The sequence below is a fragment of the Bryobacter aggregatus MPL3 genome, from assembly GCF_000702445.1.
In the GTDB taxonomy this organism is placed as follows: Bacteria; Acidobacteriota; Terriglobia; order Bryobacterales; family Bryobacteraceae; genus Bryobacter; species Bryobacter aggregatus.
This window is the reverse complement of the sequence record NZ_JNIF01000003.1, coordinates 3922837-3937400: the sequence shown is the minus strand read 5'-3', so window position 1 is coordinate 3937400 and position 14564 is coordinate 3922837. Positions and strand designations below refer to the sequence as shown.

Genomic DNA, 14564 nt, shown 5'->3' with positions numbered 1-14564 from the left:
CGATTGAACGCGTTGAAAATCTCAATCATCATTCCCGTCTACAACGAAGTGAACGTCCTCCCGATGGTTCTGGAGCGCGTCATGAAGGCCCCCCTGCCTGCAGGCTGCGAGAAAGAGATCGTGATTGTCGACGATGGCTCGACAGACGGCACCTCAGAACTCCTCACTCATTATCGCGATCTGGTCACACTGCACCACTCCGTGGAGAATTTCGGCAAAGGTGCGGCCTTGCGCATCGGGATTCGCAAGGCAACAGGCGACATCGTTCTCGTGCAGGATGGCGATCTGGAGTATGACCCTAATGACTACCTGCAAGTGCTGCAACCCATCGTCGATGGCACCGCGACCGTCGTGTATGGCAGCCGCTTCCAAGGCAATTTGAAGGGGATGAAGTTCGCCAATTGGGTGGCAAACAAGCTGCTGACCTTCACAACCAATGTCTTATACAAAGCAAGGCTCACCGACGAGGCGACTGCGTATAAGGCTTTCCGGATTGATGTGCTGCGTTCCATGCGGCTGCGTTGTGTAGGGTTTGAATTCTGCCCGGAAGTCACCGCAAAGGTACGGCGGCTGGGCCACACGATCCACGAAGTGCCGATCCGCTACAACGCGCGCGGCATTCTGGAAGGCAAGAAGATCCGCTGGCAGGACGGCTTCCACGCGATGTGGACGTTGTGGAAGTATCGCTTTGCCCCGATGGAGAAACCAATGCCAGAAACCATACAGTCGCTCGAACAAGGGTCGAGCACGGTGGCGTGACGCCCGCAGAGTGGAGCTGGATTCCCGATTGGTGGCTACCGCATCTGGAGACCCTGATTGGAGAAATGCGCGAGCCAAGCTTCGATGGCGTACTGCTGGCTCGCTACACGCTGCAAGCACTGCTGACCAGTGCTCCCATCTGGCTGGCTGACTTCCTTTTCGGCCTCGGCTTATTACGGCTCTTGAAGTTACGCCTGGCAGGGGGCTTGAGGATCGCGACGGCTCTCGCCCTCGGGATGGGAGTTGCGGGCACCGGGATCTTCTTTTTCGGAGTCTTCGGCAGGCTTACAGGCAAGGGGCTCCTCGCGTTCACGATCATCCAGGGACTGCTTGGGTTATGGTGGTCCCGCGGAGAATGGCCCCGCCTGCGTTGGCGTTGGAGCTATCTGCTTTTACTCCTCCTCGTCCCGAATCTCATGCTGCCGGTGATCGAATACGACAGCACGATGTATCACATGGCCGCAGCCAAATGGTACATGCTGCACCACAAGATCGTCTATCACGAGGGGATCCGCTTCAACGCGCAACCGCATCTCTCCGTACTGCTCTATATGCGGCAGTGGTGGTTGACTCAGGATGCGAATCTGATCAAGCTGCAGAATCTCGAGTACGTCGCGATTCTGCTTGGAATTTTTCACTGGCAGGTCCGGCGCTATCGCGTTCGCTGGGGCATGTTAGCGGCGCTCGGCTTTGTGTTTGGCGCACCGATCTTCAGCTACATCGTGCAGCAGGAGTACGCAGACCTCGCACTCACCGCTTTCCTGAGCGCGGGAGTGTCGCTTTTGCTCGCCCGTGGTGGGCGCTGGCACCGCAATCGTCTTCTGGCTGCCGGGCTTTTGCTGGGGTTTGCTGCTGCCTGCAAACTACAGGGTCTGGTAGCGGTAGGCAGCTTTGTGCTGGCGGACCTGGTGGTGTTCTTCTGGAAGCAGCGCTCGTTACCGCTTGTCTTTTCAAGAGCCGTCTTACTTGGGGGTGGCGTGGTCGCGGCAGGAGCCGGCTGGTGGGCGAGAAGCTGGAAGCACACGGGAAGCCCGGTCTTTCCCTTCCTCACCTCCTCCCCCGACGTGCCCGCCCTTTTCGAGGTGAATTCACACTATGGCGTGGGCCGGGATTGGCTGAGTTTTCTGGCGCTTCCCTGGAATATGATCATCATCGAGCCCCACGTCTTTGCGGATTCCTTTCGCTTCGGACCCGCTTTCCTGATCTTGCTGCTCTTTTGCCTGATCGCACTGGTCCTCCGACGCCGGAAGCTGGATTTCGCAAGCCTGGTTGTAGCGCTCGGAAGCATCCTCTTCACCCTATTGTGGTTCCGTTCCGGACAGGTGATGCGCTACGAGGCCTGCCTGTTGCCGATCTGGACCATCCTGCTCTTGGGTTCGATTTCCCGCTGGCGTTGGGGAGGGCCAGTGCTCGGATTGCTCTTGTTGCCTTTGCTGCTCTCCAGTTATGCGATGACAAGCAACGTAGTCCGCTATGGAGTACCACCGCCGGTGACCTGGCCCGCAACCCAAGGCGTACTCAATGCCGTGCTGCCTTATTACCGTGCGACACAAGCCCTGTCTCACTCTGCCAAGCTGGGGGACAAGGTATACACCTGGTTCTGCGATGACATCCGCTACTATGCGCCTGGCACCTCTTACGGCGATTGGTTTGGGGGCTATACCTATACCTGGCTCGGCGATGTCCATACCGGACCACGTGTGCAGAACGCAGTTGAAATGCTGGCCCGGCTGAAGTCCGAGGGCTTCCAATATGTGATTGTCGATCGAGATCGCGCCTCCCGCCATGGTTCCATCTACGGTAGCGCGTTTCTGCAGACCGGTTTGGCCAAGCGCTTTCTGGAAATTCCAGGAACAGAAGTGCTCTTTGATGACGGCGGATACGTTGTATTTCGACTACTCTGATAAAGAATGAAGCACTTCTACTTGGCGGCTCTGCTGGCCGCGCTGTTTTTGAATTCGTGTGTGAGCGAAAAGGAAAAGTCGCCGACCTTACCGGAAGCCAGGATCGACAAACTGCTTCCCGATAAGGTGATGGAGGGCCAGCCTTTTCAGCAACAGCCCAACGGAGCCAGTGCGATGAGCATCCTGGGCAGCAGCCTGGTGAAAGGATCGCGGATCAAGATGAATGGGATGCCGCTTGAGACCTCTTCAGGCGATGGAACCTCCCTTGCCGCGCTCGTGCCCAATGAGATGTTTGCAAAGCCTGGGAATTTTGTTGTCACAGTAGAAACTCCAGACGGCCGAACCACCAACAGCCTGACCTGGACAGTGCTCGCCAAAACAGGCCCGGCCCCGGAAATCCGTACGATGCACCCCAACACCACCCTAGCCGGGAAAGGCTTCAACGTGCAGCCGAACGGGATCTCCGCACTAGGAATGACGGGCCTAAATTTCCGGCCCGGAGCGAAAATCTTCTTTGATGGCAAAGAACTCGCAACGAGCTTTGGAAATGTCGATCAGCTCGCCGCCGTTGTGCCGCCTGAATTTTTCCAGAAAGCCGGCAAGATCAAGGTTACGGTGCAGAATCCGGATGGCAAGACGAGCGCCTCGCGCGAGTTCACCGTCACCCAGTAAGCACCGCTTCGATTTCAGCCTTGACGAAACCGGCTCGCGCTAATCTTCGACTCAATCCAAAGTAGAACCAGCAACAGGAAGACGAGCAAGCTGCACCACAGTGGTACCGTCATCGCCGAGGTTTCCCCAGACAGAGAAGCCCAAAAAGCGATGACGGTGGGGGCAAGAAAACCACCGATCATTCCCAAACCGAAAATTCCGTGGAACATGCTCGAGTGGTATTCCCGGAAGCGGCTGCCAATGCGCTCCACCAGTAGCGGGTAGACAAAGGAGAAGCCACAGGCCGAGAGGGCGAGTCCAAGCCCTGCGCCTAGAAAGTTGCTGGCACTCCCGAGAATGAGAATCCCAAGCCAGGACATCGCGGCACTTGCCAGAAGCAAGCGGCGATGAGGAAAACGCTGCAACATCGCCTGCGCAGCAAAACGTCCCCCGAGAAGGGAAAGGAAATAGAAGGAGAGGAAGTACAGCGCAGTCGACGGGCTCATGCCGGCATGCAACACCAGGTGCAGTGCGGCCCATTGCGCCACCGAGAGTTCGGCCGCCGTCTCAAAAAACAGCAGCGCCGCAAAAAGAATGTGTACCGGACTCCGCAATTCACGTAGAGCCGCCACAAAACCAAGATCGAGACGGCTCGGCTCGGCAGTGGACTTCTGTGAGAGCAGGAATGCAGCGGCTGCCGCAGGGGCAAGAGCAAGGAATCCAAAGAAACCCTGGAAGGCAGTCCAAGAATAGGCGAGGGCGCTCATCAATGCAGGCACCAAGGCGCCTGTCCCAATCAAGCCACCGGCAACATTCACAGTGGCAGCAGGATCGCGCTCATAAAGACGCTGCATAAGCTGAAAGGTGGAGGCAATGATGCCACCCAGGGCGAGTCCGAGCAGTGCGAATGAGGTGTGCCGCAGAGCACTCGAGGCCGGCGGAGAGGCGTATTCGAGTAAAGCCATCCCCACTGAGGCGATCAACAAAGCAGCAGCAAGCACCCGATGCGCACCTAAGATCGCCAGCCAAAAGTTCCCGAGCCGCAGTGCACAGAGTACGCCCACTGCATAGCTAAGGAAGTGAAACCCGATCGAGAGATAGGGAGGCTGGAAATGATAGTCCCAAACCAGCAGCGCAGTTGCTGGGGTGGAAATCAAGATTCCGATGACAAAGAAGCCCAGAAACGAGCGCCTGCTCGTATTGCCGTAAAGAGGACGAGCCACTTCGGTCTGGATCGGAGCTGTCGCAGGCGAAGCCACCACTCGATTCTAGCGGGACTCGTCGTTTCTTGTGCACTTCTCGCAAAAACGAATTGTGAGTAGAAGATGTCCGCGGCTACCCATAGACACAAAAATAGTCGCCCCACAAGATCTTGCGGATGAGCCCGGAAGAGGCTTGACGGCGCTCGCCGCCGGGTCTATGATCAAAACATCACTGAGGAAGGAGGTGATCCAGTCTAAATGTTAAATGGTTGTAATTCAGACGAGATCTTGCGTGAGGTGATCGACTGCTGACGCAGCTTCGGTCATTCTGACGGCTCCCCAGTGCTTTGGAGCCGCTGTGAATGTGGCCCGGTCGCTTCGCGCGTAACGGTCTTGTAGAATCCCGCCAACCTGATTCGATCAGATTGGCGGGATTTTCATTTGCGTCCTTACTTCTATAAGCCGGTTTCTGTGATCGAGAAGGCAAGCCTCCCCAATCGGCAATCATTCCTCTAGACGGCCTATTACTAAGCCGTTCCAGCAGCCTACCCGGGAGTCGTAATGAGACGGGCCGCCTCTGCTCCCCTATTTGGCCTTGCTCCGCGTGGGGTTTTCCCTGCCAGGTACGATTGCTCGTCCCGCGGTGCGCTCTTACCGCACCATTTCACCCTTACAAACCCCGACCGAAATCGAAGAATGCGGTATATTTTCTGTGGCACTTTCCGTCCAAATCGCTTTGAGCGATCCAGCCCGGCCGTTAGCCGGCACACTGCCCTACGGAGACCGGACTTTCCTCTCCATGCCTGGAAAAAACAAGGAATGAAGCGATTGCCCGAAGAAGGACTAAAGTAATGCTAGCATGGGGCCGATCAACGGATTGGGAATTTGTACTAGCATTAGGTACTGCAAGGGTCCATGTAGGGTGTTTCCCCGAATCTGCATCAAAACAGGCGCTTTTCCGTTTTTACTATTGCGATCAAGGACAACTTGTACTAATATCAATACTTCGCAGGCTAAGACTTTAGTACTGTGACAATGGAGGAATGAATGAAGCGTTTTTTAACTACACTTAGCCTGGTGATTGGGGTCTCTGCGGCCTCCTACGCAGGCGTAATCACGTCTGCTAATAGCAATCTGAGCGGATCAGGCGTCACGCTGATCGACTTTGATTCAGGCACAGTTGGAGCGATTCCGCTGGGGGCTTTCAGCTCGATTCCCTTTACAGTAGGGAGCAATGCTGGCACCATCACCACTGCTGGTACTTCGAGCGGCACCTACGATAAAGGAAACCAGGCTTCCCTTTCGAGCGGTCAGTCCTCGTACTATGCAGGTAGCGGTGCAGCGCAGCTGACCGGGCGTTACATCAGTACCTTTAGCCAGGCGAACGATCCATATCCGGTGACATCCAACCCGAACAACTTTGTTCACACGATCACCATCACTTTTGGAGGCGGTGGAGTGTCAGATTTCCTGATCGACTACTTCAGCAATAACTCCACGCTCAACACCATGACCATTTACGGTTTGGGTGGGTCTTCCTACCAGACCACGCTGCCGCAAAATGCCGCCTGCAGCACCAATTGCAACAATACTGGTGCACAGATTGGTTACACAACCACTGGCGACACGAACGGAATCGCAGCCATCACTTCGATCGTGTTTACCTTCAACGGAACCGATTCTGCTAGCGGCTGGGGCGGTGACCAAGTGTTCTTCGACAACCTCCGTGCATTGGGTCTCGGTTCCGGTAGCAGCTCTTCTTCCTCCGGCACCGGTGGTCCTGGCGCCGTTCCCGAGCCCAGCACCTATGCCCTGATTGGCACGGGTCTTGCAGGTCTCGCTTACGCTCGCCGTAAGAAGTAAGATTAGTCTTAACTTAGAAAAGGCCGCCTTCGGGCGGCCTTTTTCTTTTGTGTTTTGTTGCATATAATGTCTGCATGCTGCGCTCCCTATTGGCTTCTTTCTCGCTCATTTCCATTGCGCTCAGCCAGGATGGAACGCAGATCATTCGAGAGAACTGCGCTCCCTGCCATGGCGCCACTGGCTTGGTGTCTTCAGGACTCAACCTCACCAAGCGAGAACTCGCCTTGCAAGGTGGCGAACGTGGTCCGGCAATCGTCCCAGGCAAATCGACGGAGAGTCGCATCTACCGATTTGCCGCAGGTTTGGAGGCACCCCAGATGCCTCCAAATAAACCACTGAGTGCCGAGCAGCTCAAAGTCTTAAAGGATTGGATCGACGGAGGCGCGGAATGGAACGAAGCTGCGAACCTAGGCCCCATTAATGTCGATGCGGCACTGGCGCGCCTGGAAGACCGGCCGATCAAGCCTCAGGAACGCGCTTGGTGGGCATTCCAGAAACCGGTCCGGAAAGCGATTCCTGGAGCGAAGACGAATCCTGTCGATGGCTTCCTCGCTGCCCGTTGGACTGAACGCGGACTCACTCCTTCTAACGAGGCCGACCGTCGCACGCTGATCCGCCGCATCTACCTCGACCTCACTGGAATCCCGCCAACTCGCGATGAAGTCGCGACATTTTTGAACGATCAAGCTCCGAATGCCTGGGAGAAAGTCGTCGACCGGCTTCTTGCCTCCCCACGATATGGAGAACGTTGGGCGCGGCATTGGCTTGATATTGCGCGCTATGCCGATTCGGGCGGCTATGAGTATGACCGGGACCGCGATAATTCCTGGCGTTATCGCGACTATGTCGTGAATAGTTTCAATAGCAACAAGCCCTATGATCGTTTCTTGCAGGAACAGATCGCCGGCGACGAGATGTGGCCGAATTCGAATGAAGCCAGAATCGCCACGGGATTTTTACGGCTCGGCCCGGAAAACAATATTCGGAATGAGCAAACTCGCCTCGATGAACTCGATGACGTAGTCGCTACCACTTCCAATTCCTTAATGGCGCTGACCGTCGGTTGCGCCCGTTGCCACAACCACAAGTTCGACCCCATTCCGCAAAAGGATTACTACCGCATCCAGGCCGTTTTCTGGCCAACAGTGAGCGAGGAACGCCCCATTGTCGGCGCCGACGAGGTCGCCCAGCACAAAGCGGAAACCAAGCGAATCCAGGATCTCCAGACGCCGCTCAAGAAGGAAGTCGATGCGTTAATCAAGCCGTATAAGGACGCCTATGTCGCCGAAAAGAAAGCTGCCCTGCCCGACTACATGAAGGCCGCCTTAGCCACTCCAGTAGAAAAACGAACGGAAGGCCAGAAGCTGAATGTGATCCAGGTAGAGAAGACTCTCTCGGGCACTCCGGAGACGCTGCCCGCTCGCTTCAGCCTCGCCGACAAGACCCGCTACGACCGTCTCCAAAAAGAGATTGCAGATCTCGCCGCGCAAATGCCTAAGCCGCTCCCAACAGCGATGGCGATTACGGAGAAGGGCCCTGTTCCTCCTCCGTCATACTTCTTGCACCGCGGCAGCCAGAAGGGTTCGGTGATGCAGCCTGGAGTACTCAGTGTGGCGCAGGAGACCGAGTGGGCCTTCCCTGCACCGCCAGAAGGCGCAACCACCAGCCATCGCCGCGAGGCCTTTGCCAAGTGGCTCACCAACCCGGACAATCCACTCACGGCGCGCGTGATGATCAATCGCATCTGGCAGCATCACTTCGGTGAAGGTCTGGTGCGTACGCCCAACAATTTCGGCAAGATGGGCGAGCGGCCCACCCATCCCGAATTGCTCGATTGGCTCAGCGTCGAATTCATGTCGAATGGCTGGCAGGTCAAGCCGATCCACAAGCTGATTCTGATGTCTGCCGCCTATCGCATGGCAAGCAATGACATCGAAGCAAATCTCGCCAAGGACCCGGAGAATCGCCAACTGTGGCGCATGCCGCGAGTGCGTCTCGAAGGGGAAGCAATTCGCGATTCCGTACTGGCAGTCGCCGGCTCACTCGACTCTACCGTCGGTGGCCCGGCGATCTTCCCCTGGATCGATCCGTCGCTGTTTCAGGCCTCCTCCAAACGCACCTGGAACGGAAAGCCAGACGACGATCCCTCCACCTGGCGCCGCAGCATCTATGTCTTCTCCAAGCGTAGTATTCCACTGCCGATGCTCGAGGTTTTCGACAAGCCGGACACGATCGGCTCCTGCGCTCGGCGTACCCGGTCTACAGTAGCCCCCCAGGCCCTGATGCTGATGAACAACAGCTTCTTCGGCCTCCACGCCAAGCGCTTTGCCGCACGCCTCACCACGGAATCAGGTGGTGATCACAACAAGCTGATCTCACTTGCTTTCGAGCATGCACTGGCGCGGCAGCCCAGTGCGACGGAGCGCAAAGAGGCGCTCGCCTTCCTCGCCAAGGGCGACACCTCGTTGGTGGACTTCTGCCAGACGCTCTTCAATCTCAACGAATTCGCTTATATTCTCTAAGGAACAACGCCATGGATCAACGCTTCTGGTCAAGACGTCAGCTTCTCAACCGTGTCGGCGGTGGCATTGCCGGAATGGCGGCAGCGCAGTTGCTTCATACCGAGTCCGCCTCGGGCGCCTCGCTTATGTCTCCGCGTGCGCCCCACTTCCCTGCCAAGGCGAAGAGTGTGATCTCGATCTTCTGCTACGGCGGGGTGAGTCACATCGATACCTTCGACCCGAAGCCTTATCTGGTCAAACACGCAGGCGAAACCATCCCGGGCAAAGATATCACTCCCTCCCAAGGCACGCCGGGCGGTCTCATGCCGTCCTTGTGGGAGACAAAGAAACACGGCCAGTGCGGCATGGATGTCTCGACTCTGTTTCCCAACGTGGCACAGCATGTCGACAAGATCGCGCTCATCCGCTCCATGTATTCGAAGTCGAACGACCACGCACCGGCGCTGTACCAGATGAACACCGGATTCATCCAGGCCGGCTATCCCAGCATGGGCAGTTGGGTGACCTATGGCCTCGGCACAGAGAATCAGAATCTGCCGGCATTTGTGGTCTTTAGCGACCCGCGTGGCGGACCGATCGGCGGCGCACCCAACTGGGGCAATGGCTTTATGCCCGCCGCGTATCAGGGCACGCAGTTCCGGTCGACAGGCGACCCGATTGTCGACCTCAAACCGCCAAAGGGCATGGACGACGCACGGCAGCGGCGCTGGCTCGCCTTCCTGCAGAAATTGAACGAAGAGCACCTGGCGAAGAATCCGCACGACAACGAACTCTCCGCGCGCATCGCCTCTTATGAGCTGGCCTACAAGATGCAGACCGAGGCCAGTGACGCCGTCGATCTCACCAAGGAATCGCAGGCCACACAGACCATGTATGGCATCGACAACAAGGTCAGCGAGTATGTCGGCAAGCAGTGCCTGATGGCGCGGCGTTTGGTGGAACGCGGCGTCCGTTATGTGCAGGTCTTCTCGGGTGGCGGCAACTTCCAGGAAAGCTGGGATGCGCACTGGGACATGCGCGAGAATCATGGCTTGCATTGCGCCGAAACCGACAAACCGATTGCCGGGTTGTTGGCGGACCTTGCCGCGCGCGGCATGCTCGATTCGACACTGGTCATCTGGCACGGCGAGTTCGGCCGTCTGCCCATCTCCCAGCGCATGGATGGCCGGGATCACAATCCCTATGGTTTCTCGATGTGGATGGCTGGTGGTGGCGTCAAGGGCGGTAGCATCATCGGCAGCACCGATGAATTCGGGCTCGCGGCGCAAGAAAATAAGAAGTCCGTCAACGACGTGCACGCGACCGTGCTGCATTGTCTGGGCTTCGATCACACACGGCTCACCTATCCCTACAATGGCCGTCAGATGCGCCTGACCGATGTGGAAGGCGAAGTGATCAAGGAGATTCTGGCCTAGAGCCAGTCATTCCTTATTGAGACGCTGAGGTCGGTCTGGCCTCGGGAGGCGACGCCAGACCGATCGCAATAACGAAGAGTGGAGGTTTCTATCTGCCATTGATGGATAACTCCACACCGCAGCAGAACTTGGATCCGCGAGAGGGCTGCACCGGGCTTCGCTCCATCGTTAAGACTGGTGACCCTGGCGGTGGATGCCGAATGATCTGCCACATTGGGAGGTGATGTACCTGCAGCCGCAACGTTGGATCTGCGCAGAGTTTTTGCGCATGACTTCGAGTGAAAGCGCAGCGCAAGGCCGACCGACAGCAGCGATTCTCGCTAGGCCTACTCTGCAGTCGATGATGGAGAGTGGGGCGCTTGGTGGCGACGGCGGAGCCAAGAGAAGAAAAGGCACCAGGGTGCATCTATTGGCCCTCATGTCACCCTGCCGAGGAATAGGGTCTTGCCCAAGCCAGTGAGTTGGCCGCCTAAATCCAGCATATGACCGGAGAGAATGTCCCTCTGGCCTGGGTGGACCAGGGCTACACCGGCCAATCCGAGATGAGTCCCAACCTTGACAGCTTCCAGTTCGATGCCATGTTCGTGTACGACCTCGGCTGCTGCTGACTGTATCACGCTAGCCCACCCAGACAAGCTCTCCCGTCACTTGCTGGAGTACGATGAAGATCCAACAGATATTCCAGACTGTCCACAACCATGTGCAACTTGAGTCTTCTTCGTCATCACCACTACGCGCTCTCTGGCCTCTGCTAAAGCGCGTGACTATCGAGAATTGCTGCCATCGGCTGCGTTTGCGTGATGCAAAGCCCCCTCTCCGTATCCCTTGCTGGGGATTGGGTCAGGTCATTCGGCATCCGGATGAATCGCGTGCAGCCTCGATCCGGCAGTTGCGAATCGAATCCCCGGTGCACCGGCCAATCTAACTAGTCGTCACGAGAATCTAGCTCAGATCACTGAGCAACCCTATCTGGAACACCAGGGACAATAGAACTCCGTCGGCCTCCCTGCAGTTGCGAGGCGGGGACTCAGTCTCCCAAATCCATGGTGATCCTCCCGGGCTATCAGCGCTAAAAGCTGGCAATGTAATCCGTGTCGCGCCACGCGGACTCTCGCGATGCGAAGACTGATCGTCGAGTATCTGGATCGGTATCGCTCCAATCGCATGCAGAAATCCGATTCCCGAACCGGGTGTTGGTTCCTACCTATTAAGGCGTCAAAAGATTCCCTGGACGCAGCAGCAAGGAGCGCACCAGCGAGCCGAACCGGGTAGCAACTCCGTCCTGCTGCAGATGCGGAAAATCACGCCAGCTCCATGCAGTCCAGCCCATCTCGCGCTCTTCAAAGTAGTGGGCCAGCTTGCTTCCCCAACGAAGATCATCGTCCCCGCCGCCCCATTCCCCGGCAAAGACCGGCACTTCCCGGGCACGGTCGCCAAAAGCCCCATCCCAATCCTTCCCCTTCACGCGGTAGACATGCGTGGAATAGATAAGATTTGGCAAGCTGAGCACAACGCCCCGCAGATCATAAGCCCAATCGAGACCACCCACCATCAGCACCCGGCTCTCCTCCACGCTCCGCACCGCCCCAGCAAGTACATAGGCCCAGTCCACCCAACGGGAGGCCGGGATGCCGTGTGGTTCATTGAAGAGATCGAAAATCACATGCGGCACACCGTGGAATTCTCGCGCCAGAATGTCCCAGCAAGCGATTGAGCTGTTCGTTGGTTCCGGAGGCACCCGGTTCTCACCCGGACCAACCACGGTTTCCTGATCGAGCCATTGCAAATCAAGAATCGTGTAAGCACCCAGATCCGCCAACCACTGTACGATTGTCTTTAATTCCCCAATGTAGTCCCGTGATCCCGTACCCGCAACAACAAGGGATTGCACAAAGGGAATCCGCACGATATTCGAGCCCCAGCCCTCCACCACCAGACGCAGTTCGTCCGGGTTCATCCCCGCATAGGCATATGGCGAATATTCCATGCCACTCACATTCACACCGCGTAACAACACGGGAAGCCCCGTACCAGCATCGACAATCGATCGTCCACTGGTGGCAAGAGGAGCAAGCATCAGAAGAGCCGGCCTACTCCAAAGAACCATTTGCGATGACCCGAGTCCCCCATGCTGGCTCCGATAAAGATCGGTCCGAAAGCACTGCGCACGACCACCGCACCGGTCGCACTCATAGGGAAACGAACGTCGTCAAACACATCGCGGGATCGTGCAAACTGCCCGAAGCCTGCCAAATACACCCGGCTCCCAAGTAGCGAGGGCTGGCTCTTCAACTCATGCACCACGCCGAAGGTTCCCATCGCATAGTTGCGCGCCAGAATCTCATTGAGCCCGTAGGCGCCAAGGCGCTGCGGCCCTCCTAGCGAGAAGGTGAAGAAACTCGACCGGAGCGGACCCGCAGTACCTCCTGCCGAGGCCCCCAGGAGCAATGAGTTCTGTTTTGAAATGGGAATGAAATTCTGGAATGCCGCCTCCGCCAAGCCATAGCCGCTGAAAGAATTGCTCAGATTGGGATAGTATTCCGCACGTGAATTGAAGCGAATCCCACGTCTCGGAACAACGGCATCATCCTGGCCCTCGTAGTTATAGCGAAGCGTCACGGCATCCCGATGGATGGAGAGCGGCCCAAGCAAGGGAAGCCCCACACGCAGATTTGCTTGGATCCAATTGAACTGATAGCCAAGCCGCAGTTCCGAAAAACGATTCAGACTCATGCCCGTGTCGAGAGCCAGGCCTTGCTGCCGCAGCCGGTACTCTGCCAGGCGGCTGCCAAACAGATAGAAATCAAAGGGATTGCTATCGACATAAAGTCGCGGCGCCACAAAGAAGCGGCTGTTTCGGCGCAGAGGCTTGTAGAGCTCCGAGGAGGCTCCAAAGTGAGCGCCAAACCAGAAGTCGTTACGCCACTCACTCCGGTACCCGAGAATGTCCAGCCAGGTAATACGAGTTCCGATCGAGAAGCGGGTATTGCTCGTGTCCACACCATTGATCTCGATGGCCGGGTTCATCACAATCGAGCCATTCTCCTTCTTGGTCATCACGACTTCTAATTCCGGAGAAGCTGCACCGGCTTTTTGTTGGTAGCGGATGCTGGCGTAACGGCCCAGACCAACGGTCTTGGTCAGCTCGGTTTCAATTTCCTGGATGCTCGCGTGATGCTGCACCAACGCTGTGAGTTGCTCCTGCACCGCGCCCCCTGTATCCCGGGACGGCCCTTCCACCACCACCTTCGAGAAGGAAGGGGGCACGCTGCGCGTTCTTTGGGCACGGGTCCGTTGGTAGTCTGCCCAGGCGGCATCGTCCAGCGCAAAACGCTTCAACAACTTCGCTTTTGCCTCAGCCGCCGCCACTCCGGCATCGACAATCTCTTGATTGCGGTGGTAGGCGGTCGATTCGAACTGCGCCAGATCGGCCACCAGCACGATATCCGCTTCGCGAATCGTTCTCATCTCGTCAGCACCCACCATTACACTGATGCTGCGCCCCATCACCTCCCCGAAACTGCTCAAGCTCTTCGGGTCAACCGGCCCCTTGCTGAGATGAACAGCAATGATCAGATCCGCCCCCACCTTCTTGGCCACATCCACAGGCAGGTTATCGAGGGTTCCTCCATCCACATAGACGGCATTGTCCTTGCGCACCGGCGAGAAGACTCCAGGAATCGACATCGTGCTCCGCAACGCTTCATTCAGCGACCCGGAATCCCACACCTTGGTTGAGCCACTCACCAGATCTGCGGACACACAACGAAAGCGGGTGGGCAACTCATCGAAACTTTGCAGCGGCGGATAAGCGAGCGTCAGACGGCTCAGCAGGAGGCCAATCTGATGCCCATCATTCAAGCCGGGCGGCAACGAAAGACCCTTCCGCGTAATCCCGACCTCAATCCGGTTCGGGTATGCGAGCTTGTCTTGCTTGCGGCGGTAGGCGAGATCGGCGAAGGCGGTTTCGCCTCCCAGTAGCATGGCCCAATCGGCAGTCCGCGCAATCTCCCGGATCTCGGTTGGAGGAATTCCGATGGAATAGAAGCCGCCGATGAGACCGCCCATGCTGGCCCCAGTGATCAGGTCAATGGGGATGTGATTCGCTTCGAACCATTCCAAAACTCCAATATGCGCAAATCCAAGGGCGGCGCCTCCTTCCAGAACGAGAGCTACGCGAGGCCTGGACTTCGGAGTTTGCGTTTGCCCATGACAGAGCATCGCCAGAATGGCGCTGAAGGAAACGAT

Annotated in this window: 10 protein-coding genes and 1 other RNA gene; 7 read left to right on the top strand and 4 right to left on the bottom strand. The window is 57.2% G+C overall.

Translation table 11 applies throughout. From position 1 onward, the window contains the following. Positions 1–12: 12 nt before the first annotated feature. Genes M017_RS0118215 through M017_RS0118205 form a run of 3 tightly spaced genes read left to right on the top strand, consistent with a single transcriptional unit; the run spans position 13 to position 3335 of the window. Positions 13–759: a glycosyltransferase family 2 protein gene (locus M017_RS0118215; RefSeq protein ID WP_080508024.1), complete on the top strand. Its 747-nt coding sequence runs from the start codon at positions 13–15 to the stop codon at positions 757–759. Next, positions 756–2663: a hypothetical protein gene (locus M017_RS0118210; protein WP_031499577.1), complete on the top strand. Its 1908-nt coding sequence runs from the start codon at positions 756–758 to the stop codon at positions 2661–2663. Before M017_RS0118215 ends, M017_RS0118210 begins: the two co-directional genes overlap by 4 nt. A 6-nt stretch (positions 2664–2669) precedes the next feature. Beyond that, positions 2670–3335, top strand: a complete 666-nt coding sequence (locus M017_RS0118205) for an IPT/TIG domain-containing protein (protein ID WP_031499576.1) — start codon at positions 2670–2672, stop codon at positions 3333–3335. A 14-nt stretch (positions 3336–3349) separates the two neighbouring features. On the opposite strand, the gene M017_RS0118200 is transcribed toward M017_RS0118205, so the two are convergent. Both M017_RS0118200 and rnpB read right to left on the bottom strand, forming a co-directional pair. Then, on the bottom strand, positions 3350–4573 hold the full coding sequence (locus tag M017_RS0118200) for an MFS transporter (protein ID WP_162179970.1): 1224 nt from the start codon (positions 4571–4573) through the stop codon (positions 3350–3352). Between the two features lie 384 nt (positions 4574–4957). Continuing rightward, an RNA gene (rnpB, locus tag M017_RS28000) (RNase P RNA component class A) lies at positions 4958–5360 on the bottom strand. A gap of 203 nt (positions 5361–5563) precedes the next feature. Here rnpB and M017_RS0118195 point away from each other — a divergent pair. The 4 genes from M017_RS0118195 to M017_RS30440 all read left to right on the top strand — a co-directional run bounded on the left by M017_RS0118195 (position 5564) and on the right by M017_RS30440 (position 10924). Continuing rightward, complete coding sequence (locus M017_RS0118195; protein ID WP_080507926.1) at positions 5564–6379, top strand: PEP-CTERM sorting domain-containing protein; 816 nt, start codon at positions 5564–5566, stop codon at positions 6377–6379. Positions 6380–6453: 74 nt separating this feature from the next. Then, positions 6454–8901 (top strand): DUF1553 domain-containing protein, encoded by a 2448-nt coding sequence (locus M017_RS0118190; protein ID WP_051670420.1) that lies wholly within the window; start codon positions 6454–6456, stop codon positions 8899–8901. A gap of 11 nt (positions 8902–8912) precedes the next feature. After that, entirely contained in the window at positions 8913–10316 is a 1404-nt protein-coding gene (locus M017_RS0118185; RefSeq protein ID WP_031499572.1) for a DUF1501 domain-containing protein, read from the top strand. Between the two features lie 482 nt (positions 10317–10798). Continuing rightward, positions 10799–10924 carry a hypothetical protein gene (locus M017_RS30440; RefSeq protein WP_272945395.1) on the top strand — a complete coding sequence of 42 codons (126 nt, stop codon included), beginning with the start codon at positions 10799–10801 and terminating at the stop codon, positions 10922–10924. Positions 10925–11523: 599 nt separating this feature from the next. Here M017_RS30440 and M017_RS0118175 read toward each other — a convergent pair. Further along, entirely contained in the window at positions 11524–12393 is an 870-nt protein-coding gene (locus M017_RS0118175; RefSeq protein ID WP_031499571.1) for a glycoside hydrolase family 5 protein, read from the bottom strand. Beyond that, positions 12393–14537: a patatin-like phospholipase family protein gene (locus M017_RS0118170; protein WP_272945406.1), complete on the bottom strand. Its 2145-nt coding sequence runs from the start codon at positions 14535–14537 to the stop codon at positions 12393–12395. The genes M017_RS0118175 and M017_RS0118170 overlap by 1 nt, the downstream gene beginning before the upstream one ends. Positions 14538–14564: the final 27 nt, after the last annotated feature.

What these genes read in the sequence shown, in the direction of transcription:
- M017_RS0118205 (WP_031499576.1), top strand. Translation starts at nt 2,670, where the DNA reads ATGAAGCACTTCTACTTGGCGGCTCTGCTGGCCGCGCTGTTTTTGAAT.
- M017_RS0118195 (WP_080507926.1), top strand. Translation starts at nt 5,564, where the DNA reads ATGAAGCGTTTTTTAACTACACTTAGCCTGGTGATTGGGGTCTCTGCG.
- M017_RS0118190 (WP_051670420.1), top strand. Translation starts at nt 6,454, where the DNA reads ATGCTGCGCTCCCTATTGGCTTCTTTCTCGCTCATTTCCATTGCGCTC.
- M017_RS0118185 (WP_031499572.1), top strand. Translation starts at nt 8,913, where the DNA reads ATGGATCAACGCTTCTGGTCAAGACGTCAGCTTCTCAACCGTGTCGGC.
- M017_RS30440 (WP_272945395.1), top strand. Translation starts at nt 10,799, where the DNA reads ATGACCGGAGAGAATGTCCCTCTGGCCTGGGTGGACCAGGGCTACACC.
- M017_RS0118175 (WP_031499571.1), bottom strand. Translation starts at nt 12,393, where the DNA reads ATGCTTGCTCCTCTTGCCACCAGTGGACGATCGATTGTCGATGCTGGT.
- M017_RS0118170 (WP_272945406.1), bottom strand. Translation starts at nt 14,537, where the DNA reads ATGCTCTGTCATGGGCAAACGCAAACTCCGAAGTCCAGGCCTCGCGTA.